The organism is Streptomyces flavalbus, from assembly GCF_042674625.1.
GTDB lineage: Bacteria > Actinomycetota > Actinomycetes > Streptomycetales > Streptomycetaceae > Streptomyces > Streptomyces flavalbus.
Genome location: NZ_JBHTEB010000001.1, coordinates 4,085,004 through 4,098,126, shown reverse-complemented (window position 1 = coordinate 4,098,126; position 13,123 = coordinate 4,085,004). Strand labels below are relative to the sequence as shown.

Annotated in this window: 13 protein-coding genes, 1 tRNA gene and 1 pseudogene; 5 read left to right on the top strand and 10 right to left on the bottom strand. The window is 70.2% G+C overall.

What is annotated here, in order from left to right; all coding sequences use genetic code 11:
* Positions 1-6 precede the first annotated feature (6 nt).
* Positions 7-1,992, top strand: coding sequence for a Stk1 family PASTA domain-containing Ser/Thr kinase (pknB, locus tag ACFQZ6_RS18450; RefSeq protein WP_381610442.1), 1,986 nt, complete (start codon positions 7-9; stop codon positions 1,990-1,992).
* A gap of 67 nt (positions 1,993-2,059) precedes the next feature.
* Here pknB and ACFQZ6_RS18445 read toward each other — a convergent pair whose 3' ends face one another.
* The 6 genes and pseudogenes from ACFQZ6_RS18445 to ACFQZ6_RS18420 all read right to left on the bottom strand — a co-directional run bounded on the left by ACFQZ6_RS18445 (position 2,060) and on the right by ACFQZ6_RS18420 (position 5,825).
* On the bottom strand, positions 2,060-2,812 hold the full coding sequence (locus ACFQZ6_RS18445) for a class E sortase (protein WP_381618424.1): 753 nt from the start codon (positions 2,810-2,812) through the stop codon (positions 2,060-2,062).
* 15 nt (positions 2,813-2,827) lie between these two features.
* A complete protein-coding gene (locus ACFQZ6_RS18440) occupies positions 2,828-3,919 on the bottom strand; it encodes a class E sortase (RefSeq protein WP_381610439.1) in 1,092 nt (363 codons plus the stop codon).
* A complete protein-coding gene (locus ACFQZ6_RS18435; RefSeq protein WP_381610436.1) occupies positions 3,916-4,554 on the bottom strand; it encodes an aminodeoxychorismate/anthranilate synthase component II in 639 nt (212 codons plus the stop codon). The genes ACFQZ6_RS18440 and ACFQZ6_RS18435 overlap by 4 nt, the downstream gene beginning before the upstream one ends.
* The gene (locus ACFQZ6_RS18430) at positions 4,551-4,748 is read right to left on the bottom strand and encodes a hypothetical protein (protein WP_210922235.1); all 198 of its coding nucleotides are present in this window, start codon (positions 4,746-4,748) and stop codon (positions 4,551-4,553) included. Before ACFQZ6_RS18430 ends, ACFQZ6_RS18435 begins: the two co-directional genes overlap by 4 nt.
* A 17-nt stretch (positions 4,749-4,765) precedes the next feature.
* Positions 4,766-4,930: pseudogene (locus ACFQZ6_RS18425) on the bottom strand (class E sortase); the annotation flags it as partial.
* A gap of 112 nt (positions 4,931-5,042) precedes the next feature.
* Positions 5,043-5,825 carry a DUF881 domain-containing protein gene (locus ACFQZ6_RS18420; RefSeq protein WP_381610433.1) on the bottom strand — a complete coding sequence of 261 codons (783 nt, stop codon included), beginning with the start codon at positions 5,823-5,825 and terminating at the stop codon, positions 5,043-5,045.
* A gap of 141 nt (positions 5,826-5,966) precedes the next feature.
* Between ACFQZ6_RS18420 and crgA the strand changes: the two genes are divergently transcribed.
* A complete protein-coding gene (crgA, locus tag ACFQZ6_RS18415; RefSeq protein ID WP_221755573.1) occupies positions 5,967-6,221 on the top strand; it encodes a cell division protein CrgA in 255 nt (84 codons plus the stop codon).
* 286 nt (positions 6,222-6,507) lie between these two features.
* Here the strand turns inward: crgA and ACFQZ6_RS18410 are convergent, their stop codons facing one another.
* Both ACFQZ6_RS18410 and ACFQZ6_RS18405 read right to left on the bottom strand, forming a co-directional pair.
* Positions 6,508-7,389, bottom strand: coding sequence for a rhomboid family intramembrane serine protease (locus ACFQZ6_RS18410; protein WP_381610428.1), 882 nt, complete (start codon positions 7,387-7,389; stop codon positions 6,508-6,510).
* A gap of 176 nt (positions 7,390-7,565) precedes the next feature.
* Positions 7,566-8,099, bottom strand: a complete 534-nt coding sequence (locus ACFQZ6_RS18405) for a peptidylprolyl isomerase (RefSeq protein ID WP_381610425.1) — start codon at positions 8,097-8,099, stop codon at positions 7,566-7,568.
* Between the two features lie 316 nt (positions 8,100-8,415).
* Between ACFQZ6_RS18405 and ACFQZ6_RS18400 the strand changes: the two genes are divergently transcribed.
* Positions 8,416-9,135: a DUF5324 family protein gene (locus tag ACFQZ6_RS18400; RefSeq protein WP_381610422.1), complete on the top strand. Its 720-nt coding sequence runs from the start codon at positions 8,416-8,418 to the stop codon at positions 9,133-9,135.
* Between the two features lie 88 nt (positions 9,136-9,223).
* Here the strand turns inward: ACFQZ6_RS18400 and ACFQZ6_RS18395 are convergent.
* A tRNA-Ala gene (locus ACFQZ6_RS18395) sits at positions 9,224-9,296 on the bottom strand.
* Positions 9,297-9,478: 182 nt separating this feature from the next.
* Between ACFQZ6_RS18395 and ACFQZ6_RS18390 the strand changes: the two genes are divergently transcribed.
* Positions 9,479-10,027 carry a helix-turn-helix domain-containing protein gene (locus ACFQZ6_RS18390; protein ID WP_360225096.1) on the top strand — a complete coding sequence of 183 codons (549 nt, stop codon included), beginning with the start codon at positions 9,479-9,481 and terminating at the stop codon, positions 10,025-10,027.
* A gap of 97 nt (positions 10,028-10,124) precedes the next feature.
* Positions 10,125-11,720, top strand: coding sequence for a serine/threonine-protein kinase (locus tag ACFQZ6_RS18385; protein WP_381610418.1), 1,596 nt, complete (start codon positions 10,125-10,127; stop codon positions 11,718-11,720).
* A 27-nt stretch (positions 11,721-11,747) separates the two neighbouring features.
* Here the strand turns inward: ACFQZ6_RS18385 and ACFQZ6_RS18380 are convergent, their stop codons facing one another.
* Positions 11,748-13,028: a hypothetical protein gene (locus ACFQZ6_RS18380; protein ID WP_381610415.1), complete on the bottom strand. Its 1,281-nt coding sequence runs from the start codon at positions 13,026-13,028 to the stop codon at positions 11,748-11,750.
* Positions 13,029-13,123 lie beyond the last annotated feature (95 nt).

The following is a 13,123-nucleotide window of genomic DNA, read 5'->3' as shown; positions in this document are numbered from 1 at the left end:
GAAGCTATGGAAGAGCCGCGTCGCCTCGGCGGCCGGTACGAGCTGGGCCATGTGCTCGGCCGTGGTGGCATGGCGGAGGTCTACCTCGCGCATGACTCCCGGCTCGGCCGCACGGTGGCGGTGAAGACGCTGCGCGCTGATCTCGCGCGCGACCCGTCCTTCCAGGCCCGGTTCCGCCGGGAGGCCCAGTCGGCCGCCTCGCTGAACCACCCCGCGATCGTGGCGGTCTACGACACGGGCGAGGACTACATCGACGGGGTCTCGATCCCGTACATCGTCATGGAGTACGTCGACGGCTCCACCCTGCGTGAGCTGCTGCACTCCGGCCGCAAGCTGCTGCCGGAGCGGTCGATGGAGATGACGATCGGCATCCTCCAGGGCCTGGAGTACGCCCACCGCAACGGCATCGTGCACCGCGACATCAAACCGGCGAACGTCATGCTGACGCGCACCGGCCAGGTCAAGGTGATGGACTTCGGCATCGCCCGCGCCATGGGCGACTCCGGGATGACGATGACGCAGACCGCGGCCGTCATCGGCACCGCCCAGTACCTGTCGCCCGAGCAGGCCAAGGGCGAGCAGGTCGACGCCCGTTCCGACCTGTACTCCACGGGCTGCCTGCTGTACGAGCTGCTGACCGTGCGCCCGCCGTTCGTCGGCGACTCCCCGGTGGCCGTCGCCTACCAGCACGTCCGCGAGGAACCGCAGGCGCCGAGCGTCTTCGACCCCGAGATCACGCCCGAGATGGACGCGATCGTGCTGAAGGCGCTGGTCAAGGACCCGAACTACCGCTACCAGTCGGCCGACGAGATGCGCGCCGACATCGAGGCGTGCCTCGACGGCCAGCCGGTCGCCGCGACCGCCGCGATGGGCGCGGTCGGCTACGGCGGCTACCCGGACGACCAGCCGACGACGGCCCTGCGCGCGGAGCCGGGCGGCGCCACCACGATGCTGCCCCCGATGAACCCGGACGACGGCGGCTACGGCTACGACGAGCGCCCCGACCGGCGCCGTCAGAAGAAGAACAACACCTCGACGATCCTGCTGGTCGTCGCGGCGGTGCTGGTGCTGGTCGGCGCGATCCTCATCGGCCGGTTCGCGTTCGGCGGGGACGGCGCCGACAACAACACCGTGCCGGTGCCGAACTTCGTCGGGCTGACGCAGGCGGACGCCGAGAAACAGGCGACCAACAGCGACCTCACGCTGAACGTCACGGAGAAGCCCTGCGAGGACCAGAAGAAGGGCAACATCTGCGACCAGAACCCGGCCGCCGGGACCAAGGTCGACAAGCAGTCCGAGGTCGACGTCACGGTCTCCACGGGCGCGCCGAAGGTGGCCGTGCCCAGCGTGATCGGGCTCTCCCTGGACGAGGCGAAGGCGAAGCTCGAGGCCGAGGACTACGAGTTCCAGGTCAAGACCGAGTCGCGGGTCTCCTCCGAGGAACCGGACACCGTCCTGGAGCAGAACCCGACCTCCGGCAAGGAGATCGAGAAGGGTTCGACGATCACCCTCACCGTCGCCAAGGAGCAGGAGAAGGTGACGCTTCCCGACGTCACCGGGCAGACCTGCGAGCAGGCGCTCCAGCGGATCCAGGCGGAGGGCCTCACCGGCCAGTGCACGGACGAGCCGACCGAGGACGACAACCTCAACGGCAAGGTCATCCGCACCACCCCGACGGCCAACTCCTCGGTCGACCCGGGCTCCGCGGTGACCGTGCACATCGGCAAGAAGGAGAACAAGAAGACGCCGATCCCGAGCGTCGTCGGCAAGACGGTCGCGGTGGCCAAGCAGGAGCTGGCGGCCTCCGGGTTCACCCAGATCCAGTTCGCCGGGAACAGCGACCAGAGCGACACCGCGATCGTCACCGCCCAGGACCCGAAGAACGGTGAGGTCGACGACCCCGCGGCCACGGTGATCACCCTGACCACGATCAGCTTCGGTCAGAACAACGGCGGCAACAACGGCGGCTTCCTCGGCGGCGGCGACGGCTGAGCCACCGCCCCCGCACGGCACTGAGCCCCGGCACCCCGCACGACGGGGGGCCGGGGCTCGGTCGTGGTTACCGCAGTTCCTTGGGCGGGGTCCGCTGGTCGTCCACGTCGTCCACGCGGACCAGCTCCCCCCAGACGACGTACCGGTAGCGGGAGGTGTAGACGGGCGTGCAGGTGGTCAGCGTGATGTACTTGCCCGCCTTCTTCTTCCCGGACTCCTTCGGTACGGCGTCCAGGACCCGGACGTTGTACTTCGAGGTCTCGGCCAGGGTGGCGTACACCTTGTAGACGTACCACTTGTCCTTCGTCTCGAAGACGATCGGGTCGCCCTCGCCCAGCTTGTGGATGTTGTGGAACTGCGCCCCGTGGCCGTCGCGGTGGGCGGCCAGGGAGAAGTTGCCGTTCTTGTCCGAGGTGGGCAGGGTCGCCTTGACCGGGTCGGTGTAGTACCCGGCGACGCCGTCGTTGAGGATCTTGTTCGAGGTGCCCTTCTTGACGAGGATCTCGTCGCCGTTCATGTCGGGCACGTGCAGGAAGCCGATGCCGTCCTTGGTGTCGAGGCCGACCGGGCCCTTGGCGCCGGAGCCCTCGGACGACGCCCAGTTGTCGCGGACCTTGTCGCCCTCCTGCTCGGCCTTGCGGTCGGCGAGGACGTTCGTCCACCACAGGGAGTAGACGACGAACAGGCCGAGCACCAGGCCCGCGGTGATGAGGAGTTCGCCGAGCACGCTGACCGCCAGGGCGATCCGGCCGGGGCGGCGCCGGGGCGCGGGCGCGGGGGCCGCGGTCTGCTCTTCGGTGTCGTCGGTGGTCGCTGCCACGGTTGTCATCTGCCTCTACTCGACGAGCGCATCCGGCTTTCCCTTGCTGCGCGGGCGTTCCTCGACCATCTTGCCCCAGACGATCAAGCGGTACTTGCTGGTGAACTCCGGCGTGCAGGTGGTGAGGGTGATGTAGCGGCCCGGCTCGGTGAAGCCGCCGTCTTTGGGGACGGGATCGAGGACGCTGGTGTTGCTGGGCGGGGTCACCGGCAGCGTCGACGCCGTCTTGTAGACGTAGTACGTGTCCTGCGTCTCGACGACGATGGGGTCGCCCGGCTCCAGCCTGTTGATGTAGCGGAAGGGCTCGCCGTGGGTGTTGCGGTGGCCCGCGAGCCCGAAGTTGCCGGTCTTGTCGCCGGGCATCGCGGTCTTCAGGGGGGCCTCGCCGTAGTGGCCGACCATGCCGCGGTCGAGGACCTTCTTGTTGCTGACGCCCTCCGCGATCGGCACCACCACGTCCAGCTTGGGGATGCGCAGGATGGCGAAGCCCTGCCCCGGTTCGAAGGTGCCGGGCTCGCGTTCGCCGCTCTCCCACTGGTCCTGGAGGTCGCTGGCCTCCTTCCCGGCCTGCGCGTGCGCGCGGACGTTCGTCCACCACAGTTGGTAGGTGACGAACAGCAGCATCAGCACGCCGGTGGTGATGAACACCTCACCGATGGCGCGGCTGGCGATCACGGCCGGGCCGGGCTTGCGGGCGCGGGCCAGCCTGCGGGCCTCGACCCGGGAGAGGGGGGCGCCCGACGCGCCCGACTCCTCCGGCTGGGTCGTGGGCGTGGTGGGCTGGGCACCCGCCGCGTGACGCCGGTGGCGGCGCTTGGCGGCCTTTCTGCGGGCCGCTCGACCGCCGGAGGTAACTCCGGGTGCCGGTGCGGCTGGTGAGGCGCCAGAGGCGGATATGGGGCCCTTGGGGAGGTCGGCTATCCGCAGGGCGACGGTCTCGTCGTCGGCGGGAGGCACGTAAGGCTCGGACGCGGGGGTCTCGTACGGCTCGGACGCGGGGGTCTCGTACGGCGCCGGGGGCTGCTCCTCGAACGTGGCCGACTCCCCGTACGGCTGTTGCTGCCCGTACGGGAGATCGGTCTCGCGCTCGGGGCGCAGTGTGGTCACGCCGTGGCCCTGCCCACCACCGGGGCGAGCCCCGCCGATCGGGCGACGGCGCCCTGGTCACCGCACTCGGTGAGCCAGTTGGCCAGCATCCGGTGGCCGTGCTCGGTGAGCACCGACTCGGGGTGGAACTGCACACCCTCGACGGGGAGTTCCCGGTGCCTGAGGCCCATGATGATGCCGTCGTGGGTGCGGGCGGTGACCACGAGCTCGGCCGGGACGGTGGGCGGTTCGGCGGCCAGGGAGTGATAGCGGGTCGCCGTGAAAGGCGAGGGCAGGCCGCTGAAGACGCCCTTGCCCTCGTGCTCGACCAGCGAGGTCTTGCCGTGCAGCAGCTCGGGCGCCCGGTCCACCACACCGCCGTACGCCACCTGCATGGACTGCATCCCGAGGCAGACGCCGAAGACGGGCACGCCGGTCGCCGCGCAGTGCCGGACCATCTCGACGCAGACCCCGGCCTGCTCGGGGGCGCCGGGGCCGGGGGAGAGCAGCACGCCGTCGAAGCCGTCGTTCGCGTGGGCCGTCGACACCTCGTCGTTGCGCAGCACCTCGCACTCGGCGCCGAGCTGGTAGAGGTACTGGACCAGGTTGAAGACGAAGCTGTCGTAGTTGTCCACGACGAGGATGCGCGTGCTCACTGGTTGTCCACCGTCACATCGTTGAAGGGAAGCAGCGGTTCGGCCCACGGGAAGACGTACTGGAAGAGGACGTAGACCACGGCCAGGACCAGCACGAGGGAGATGAGGGCCCTCACCCAGGCGTTTCCCGGCAGATGCCGCCAGATCCAGCCGTACATGCCGTCCCTTCCGTCGCACCACGGCACCACACTCACGCCGTACGGGCACCAGACTAACGGCGCAGGGCCGGAGGTTTCCCTGCCTCCACGGGCTGGGTGGAGTCAAGATGGGCCCAGACGATCAGCCGGTGGCTGTGGCCGCCCGACTTCCTCGGCACGGGGTCGATCACCGCGACATCGGTGGGCACCGTCTCGCTTGTTCCACGTGAAACCAAGAAGCAGCTCGATCTGGTCGTCCATCGCGGTGTCGGCCCGCACGCCGGTCCAGTACACGGCGTAGACGACGAAGAGGACGATGACCGCACCGACACCGGCCCACGCTCTTCTCCGCTACGGCTCCACGGGCTCCGCGTACTGCAGATCCACGGTGCCCGAGTAGCCGGGCAGAGTCACCGCCCCGTCGTCGTCCACCTTCCAGCCGAGGCCGTAGACGTTGACGTACACCATGTAGTTCTGGATCGCCGGGGACTCCGCGAGCGCGTCCTTCAGCTTCCCGGGGTCGCCCACCGCGGTGATCTTGTACGGCGGTGAGTAGACGCGGCCCTGGAGGATCAGGGTGTTGCCGACGCAGCGGACGGCGCTGGTGCTGATCAGCCGCTGGTCCATGACCTTGATGCCCTTGGCGCCGCCCTCCCACAGGGCGTTCACCACGGCCTGGAGGTCCTGCTGGTGGATGACCAGGTAGTCGGGCTCCGGCTCGGGGTAGCCGGGGAGCTTCGCGGTGGCGTTGGGCGGGGCGTCGTTGAGGGTGACGGTGATGGCCTCGCCGCGCAGTTCCTCGGTCCCGGCGTTCTCCTCCAGCGCGGCGAGCCGGTCCTCGTCCGCCTTGGTGATGCCGGTGTCGCGCTCGCCCAGCGACTCGACGTCGTCGCGCAGGGCCGCGTTGGACTCCTCCAGTCTGCCGTTGTTGTGGCTGCGCTCCTGGATCAGGTCGGAGAGCTTCAGCAGGGAGGCGTCCGTCCGGATGTTGGTGCCCTTGGCCGTGTTGAAGCTGGTGAAGAAGATGAGCCCGGCGAGGGCGAAGACCCCCACCGTGAGCACACGCACGGGCCGGAAACGCCCTCTGCGCTCAGGGCTGGATCCGGCCTGGGGGAAGTCGGCAGAATTGCTCAACGTACCCTTATCTCCTTCGGCGCCACGGAAGCACTACGCTAACGGACACCCGGGGGAGCGCTCAGTGTCCCCTTGTACGCTGCCCCGAGCCCGACCCAGTTACCTGCGCGGCCACGCAGCGCATCGACAGGAGAGACCCTCGTGCCGAAGTCACGTATCCGCAAGAAGGCCGACTACACGCCGCCCCCGGCGAAGCAGACGACAGCGATCAAGCTGACCAACCGGGCCTGGGTCGCGCCCGTCATGCTGGCCATGTTCCTGATCGGCCTGGCCTGGATCGTCGTCTTCTATGTGACCGACGGTTCGCTGCCCATCGACTCGCTGGGCAACTGGAACATCGTGGTCGGCTTCGGCTTCATCGCCGCGGGGTTCGGCGTCTCCACCCAGTGGAAGTAGCAGCTCTGCCCAGGGCTATCCGCTGAGTTATCCACAGGTCAGGGGTCTTTCCACATCTCACCTGGGGAAAAGACGACGATCTGTGGATAACTCATCGAGGGTTGACGCCGGTATGACGGACACACCAATCCTGAACACGTGTTCGGATCACCGAGAACCCCTGCTGACCTGCGGAAACACGGGTTGACGACAGGGGGCACAGTTGTTCTGGCGTAACCCCGCACACTATGCACAAGATCCGGCACAGGCTGTGGACAAAGGGCCTGGACCAGCCCCGGAACGGCCTTCAGGTCAGTTGGAGTGTCCGCAGAATTGTCATGCCCACGACTATCACCAGCACCAGCGCGCAGGTGCCGTACTGCACGAGCGCCCGCCGCTCCCGCGGGGCGTGCACCATGGCGTAGCCGATGACGACCCCGGCGACCAGACCGCCGATGTGGGCCTGCCAGGAGATGTTGAAGGCCGGGTTGAAGGTGAAGATCATGTTGATCGCCAGCAGGGCGATCACCGGACGCATGTCGTACCGCAGCCGCCGCATCAGCACGGCGGTCGCGCCGAACAGCCCGAAGATGGCACCCGAAGCGCCGAGCGTGGAGGTGTACGGCGAGGTCAGCAGATAGGCCAGGGCGCTGCCCGCCAGCCCCGAAACCAGGTACAGCGCCAGATAGCGGGCCCGGCCGAGGGCCGCTTCCAGGGGGCCGCCGAGCCACCACAGGCTCAGCATGTTGAAGGCGATGTGCCAGATCTCGTAATGGGCGAAGACCGAGGTGAGCAGCCGGTACCACTCACCCTCCGCGACGCCCTGCGTGGGCCCGTAGGGCGGCCACTCACCGACGAGGACCATGTGGTCGAGCAGCGCCTCCGAGGAGCGCCCGACGAAGAACACCACCAGGTTGACCAGCAGCAGGACCTTGGTCACCAGCCGGGGATCGGCGGCCACCGTGCCCCCGGCCAGGGTGCGCGGCCGGGACGCGCTCGGCGCGGGCCCGGAACCGGAACCGCCGCGAACGCACTCGGGGCACTGGAAGCCCACCGAGGCGCTGATCATGCACTCGGGGCAGATCGGGCGCTCACAGCGCGTACACCGCACGCCGGTCTCGCGGCCCGGGTGCCGGTAGCAGGAGGGCACGCTCTGAGCGTCCGGTGCACCGCTTGCGGGCTGCTCCATGAGGTCCCCTAAGAATCGTCCTGCGCACTACCATGCCCCGCCCATCCTTACGGATGAGCGGGGCATTTGGTTCCCGGCGGGACGCTTCGGTCCCGGCCGGTCACTCCGCCTACGGCGGCCCGGAACCCCCGGGCTCGGACCCGACGGCTCGGACCCGACGGCCCAGACCTGACGGCTCAGACCTGACGGCTCTCGACCACGACCGACTCGATGACGACTTCCTTCACCGGACGGTCGGTGCGCGGGTTGGTCTGCGCGGTCGCGATGGTGTCGACCACCTTCTGGCTGGCCGCGTCGGTGACCTCTCCGAAGATGGTGTGCTTGCGGTTCAGCCACGCCGTCGGGGCGACGGTGATGAAGAACTGCGAGCCGTTGGTGCCCGGACCGGCGTTGGCCATCGCCAGCAGGTAGGGCTTGTCGAAGCGCAGGTCCGGGTGGAACTCGTCCTCGAACTGGTATCCGGGGCCGCCCGTGCCGTTGCCCAGCGGGTCACCGCCCTGGATCATGAAACCGCTGATCACCCGGTGGAAGACCGTGCCGTCGTAGAGCTTGTCCGTGGACTTCTGGCCGGTGGCCGGGTGGGTCCACTCCCGCTCGCCCTTGGCGAGCTCGACGAAGTTCTTGACCGTCTTCGGCGCGTGCTCCGGGAACAGCCGGACGTCGATGTCGCCGTGGTTGGTCTTCAGGGTGGCGTAAAGCTGCTCAGCCACGATCTGCCTTCCGTTGTCCTCTGTGACCCCCCGATCCTCGCACGCCCGGCGCCCCGAGTCGCCCGGCCTCCCAGGACCGCCCTCCGTACGGGCGCGTCACTCACGGAAAACCGGCCGACTGGGCCCCGGACACGGGCGCGTGACGACGATCCGTGGCATTGTCGACGACAAGCTCCCGTTGCCCCGTATTCATCTGCTATCGCAGGGGATGGTGACCCGGATGGCCGCCCACACATGCCTCGTCGCCCCCCGGCAGGCATGATCCGTAAAAGGGTGGAAAGTCGAAATACCGTACGCCACCGAGGAGGAGGATCCCGTGACCCGCATGGACAGCGTGCGCGCCGCGACCGGCTCGGCCAAGGACAGCGTGCTGCACGCCGCGGAAGTGGTGGCGCCCTACGCCGACACGGCCAAGGACAGGGCCGCACACTACGCACAGGAGGCACGCGTACGGCTCGCGCCCAAGGTGACGCAGGCCACCGAGCAGGCCCGGCTCCAGTACGAGGCCCATCTCGCCCCGCGGCTGGACCAGGCCCGCACGCAGGCCCGCTCCCACGTCCCGCCGAAGGTCGACCAGGCCGCGCACGAGGCCGCCGCACGCACCCGCAAGGCGGCCCGGCAGGCCGCCGTGTACTCCAGGCCGAGGATCGAACAGGCCGTGGCCGCGGCCGGGCCCGTTCGTGAGGAGGCGGCCTCGCGCAGCGCCGCCGCCCTGGCCGCGCTGCGCGGTCAGGTCACCCCCCGCGAGATCGAGAAGCTGGTCCGCAAGCACGAGCGCCGGGCCAGGGCCGGGCGCCTCGCCAAGGCGCTGGTGGTCCTGGGCGCGCTGGCGGGCGGCGCCTTCGCCGCCTGGAAGTGGTGGGACAAGCAGGCCAACCCGGACTGGCTGGTCGAGCCGCCCGCCGCCACCGAGGTTCCCGAGTCGGGCCGTCTCACCTCTGTCGACGGCAGCGGCCGGTCCGACCTCGACCCGGAAGTCCAGGCCAAGGAGGCCGAGGAGGCCAAGGGGAGCACGAACAACGAGGACCGCGGCTGACGCCACCGCCCCACCGCGCACAGCGAAATACCCCGCTGCCTGTTTCCGCAGGCCAGCGGGGTATTCGTGTGTGTAACCGTGAAACCAGTGGAGCCTAGGGGAGTCGAACCCCTGACATCCGCCATGCAAAGACGGCGCTCTACCAACTGAGCTAAGGCCCCGGAGTGGGAAACGCCCCGTCGGAAAGATCCACGTTCCGTCGGACGCCGCAGACCAGAGTACCGGGTCCTCCCCGGGATCTCGCAAAAAGATTAGGGGTCCCCGCGAACGACCACTCTCCGTAAGATGCTCGGCGTGGTTCGCGGCAGCGAAGCACGTCTTGGGGAAGCGATGGGGAGACGCAATGGACGCCGCACAGCAGGAAGCCACCGCAAGAGCGCGGGAACTGCAGCGGAACTGGTACGGGGAGCCGCTGGGGGCGCTCTTCCGTAAGCTCATAGACGACCTGGGCCTCAACCAGGCTCGTCTCGCGGGGGTACTGGGACTGTCCGCACCGATGCTGTCGCAGCTGATGAGCGGTCAGCGCGCGAAGATCGGGAACCCGGCGGTCGTGCAGCGTGTACAGCTACTGCAGGAACTGGCCGCGCAGGTCGCCGACGGCAGCGTCAGCGCCGCCGAGGCCACCGACCGCATGGAGGAGATCAAGAAGTCCCAGGGGGGATCCGTGCTCAACAACACCACGCAGACGACGAGCAGTTCGGGGGCGCCCACCGTCAAGCGTGTGGTCCGTGAGATCCAGTCCCTGCTGCGCTCGGTCGCCGCCGCGGGCGACATCATCGAGGCCGCGGACACCCTCGCCCCGACCCACCCGGAACTGGCAGAGTTCCTCCGGGTCTACGGCGCGGGCCGCACCTCCGACGCGGTCGCGCACTACCAGGCGCACCAGAGCTGAGCCCACGGCCCGGTCGCCGCGGGGGCAGGGCAGCCGGGCCGCCGCCGGGCCCGACTCCGGACCAGGGGGAAACCAGGGGGAGGAGCAGCGCGCAGCGATGGGTGAGGTGTTCGCCGGCCGGTACGAACTGGTCGACCCGATCGGACGCGGAGGCGTCGGCGCCGTCTGGCGCGCCTGGGACCACCGTCGGCGCCGCTATGTGGCCGCGAAGGTCCTCCAGCAGAGCGACGCCCACTCGCTGCTGCGCTTCGTCCGCGAGCAGGCTCTCAGGATCGACCACCCCCATGTCCTCGCGCCCGCCAGTTGGGCCGCCGACGACGACAAGGTCCTGTTCACCATGGACCTGGTGGCTGGCGGTTCGCTGGTCCACCTCGTCGGGGACTACGGCCCCCTGCCGCCCGCGTTCGTCTGCACCCTGCTCGACCAGTTGCTGGCCGGGCTCGCCGCCGTCCACGCGGAGGACGTCGTCCACCGGGACATCAAGCCCGCCAACGTGCTCCTCGAAGCCACCGGCACCGCCCGGCCGAGGCTGCGGCTGTCCGACTTCGGCATCGCGATGCGGCTGGGTGAGCCCCGGCTGACCGAGACCAACCTGGTGGTGGGCACTCCCGGTTATCTCGCGCCCGAGCAGATGATGGGCGCCGAACCCGACTTCCCCGCCGACCTGTTCGCCGTCGGACTGGTCGCGCTGTATCTGCTGGAGGGCGCGAAGCCTGACGCCAAGGCGCTCATCCAGTACTTCGCGGAGCACGGCACACCGGGCGCGCCCAAGGGCATTCCCGAGCCGCTCTGGCAGGTCGTGGCCACGCTGCTCCAGCCGGACCCGCTGGCCCGCTTCCGCACCGCCACGGGGGCGCGCAAGGCCCTCGCGTCCGCCGCCGAACTCCTCCCCGAGCCGGGCCCCGACGACGAGCTGATCGAGATCTTCGACCAACTCGGCCCACTGCCCACGGGATACGGCCCCAACGGCCCGCTGAAGCGGTCGCCCGGGGTGGCGCCCGGGTTGAGGGGGCGGTCGGAGGAGGCGGGGGGTACGGCGTCCGGTGCTTCGGACCCTCCTGCGCCTCTCGCCCCTCCCGCCCCTCCCGCCCGTTCGAAGAGGGGCGACGCTGGGTCGGGAGCCGTACCCGCTGACCCCCGCACTCCCCATCCGCAGCCCCGGCACCAACAGCCCCAACTCGAGCCCCAGTCGCAGCGACAACAGCAGCCACAGGCGCATTCGCAGCCGCAGCCGCAGCCGCAGCCGCAGCGGTCGAGCATGTCGGACACCGGCAGCTTCCACCTCCCGCCGCCTCCGCCACCCGCGGCTCCCCCGTTCCCGCAGACGCCCACGCCACCGCCGTACGAACCGTCCCCGGTCCTGTCCCCGTCCCCCCATCCCACGGCCTCCCCTCACGATCCGACGACACAAGCAGTGCGGCATCGCGCTGATGCCTCTACTGCTTCGTACACCGCCCAGGACCCGCAGGTTCCCACTCCAGCGCCACCGATTTCCTGGTCCCCGGCCCACCCCTCGTCGCAGCCCGCATCCCAGCCGCCACCGCAGCACCAACCCCAGCCCCACCCCCGCCCGGGCCGCCGCGGCCGACGTGCCGCACCCCGCCCCGGCCCGCCCGCCAAGGTGGTGTTCCCGGTCCTGCTCCTGGCGCTGGCCTGCTACGCCGTCGGCTTCTGGGCCCTGGCCCGGATCTGAGAGGGCGCGCGCCGCAGGAACGCGCCGCTACGCCGAGACGCCCCGCCGCCGCGCCACCACCGACCACACCCCGAGCCCGACGAGCAGCACCGTCCCGCCACCGATGCCGCCCACGGCGAGCGCGGTCATCACGGGGTCGCCCCCGGCGCCGTCCTCACCACCGCCGCCGCTCACAGGGCCTGGGCCTGTTCCCGCCGCATCCGCGTCGAACAACCCCTCCGGCACCGGATCCCCGGCATACGCGGGCCCCTCCGCCGCGGCCCCTTCGACCCCCACCCGCAGCGTCAGCCCGAACGGCCCGTCGCCGAAGTCGTCCGCCACCCGGGCTGCTAGGTGCACGACGAGGTAGTAGGAACCGGCGAACCGCATCGCGCTCACGGTGTCCGCGGTGGCGTGCCGGTTGGCGTGGTCGACGGGCGGCAGCGGGTCGAGTGCGGCGGCCTGCTGTTTCCCGGAGTAGCTGACGGCCTCGTCCGCGACCGGTCCACGTGCGGGGTTGTAGAGGTCGAGGGTCAGCGCGCTGACCGAGAACCCGGAGCCGTCGAGCGGGGTCGCGCTGGCGAGTTCGGCGGTGGCGGAGAGCTGCTGGCCCCAGCCGAGGGGCACCTTGTAGAAGAGCGTCTGTCCGGGCGCGATCGCGGAGGACCAGGCGCCGTGGCCGATCTCAGCGGCCGACGCGAACCCCGCGCCGCCCGCTCGGCGCCCCGCCTGTCGGGTCGGTGGCTGCGGGGAGGCGGAGTCCCAGTCGTCCGGCGCCTCGGTGTCCTCGGCGGAGGTCAGGCCGGGCTCCGTGACGGGCGCCAGTTCCAGGTCCCAGACGTCCGACGCCGAGTCGGCCGTGGCCGCCCGCTCGACGACGACGTAGTACGTCCCCTCGCCCTGGCACCGGGTCGAGCCGGGTGACACCTCGCGCATCCCCCAGACGGCGACCGGGCGTGGGCTGCGTGCGGCGCCGAAGGTCGCGCTGTCGGCGGAGAGGGAGCAGGAGTCGCCGTCCGCGTCCTGGAGGGAGACCTTGAGCCGGTCGACGGGCGACAGGGTGGCTCCCGCGCGGGGTACGGCGGTGGTGGAGACGTACGCGTTCTCGGTGGCGCCGAGTTCGAGGCGGAAGTACGCCTTCGCGCCGCTGCTGAGGGTGCTCTTGAAGGTCTTGCCGGGCACGAGGAGCGCGGCGTCCGAGGTGCCGGTGGCCGCCGGAACGGCGAGGGCGTCCGGCGCGAAGGCGTACCCGGGCAGGGACCCGTAGGGAGAGCCGTACGGAGAACCGTACGGCGCGCTGGGAACGGCGGAGAGCACCTGCCCCGGCACCCCTGCTGCGGTACTCGGCGCCCCTGCGGCAGCACCCGGCGCTCCCACGGCGGCAGCACAGAGCACCACCGCCGCTACGAGGCCCCCACGCGCGC

Bases quoted from the DNA above. Each gene is read 5' to 3' on its own strand.
- pknB (WP_381610442.1), top strand. From the start codon at position 7: ATGGAAGAGCCGCGTCGCCTCGGCGGCCGGTACGAGCTGGGCCATGTG.
- ACFQZ6_RS18410 (WP_381610428.1), bottom strand. From the start codon at position 7,389: ATGGAGCAGCCCGCAAGCGGTGCACCGGACGCTCAGAGCGTGCCCTCC.
- ACFQZ6_RS18390 (WP_360225096.1), top strand. From the start codon at position 9,479: ATGGACGCCGCACAGCAGGAAGCCACCGCAAGAGCGCGGGAACTGCAG.
- ACFQZ6_RS18385 (WP_381610418.1), top strand. From the start codon at position 10,125: ATGGGTGAGGTGTTCGCCGGCCGGTACGAACTGGTCGACCCGATCGGA.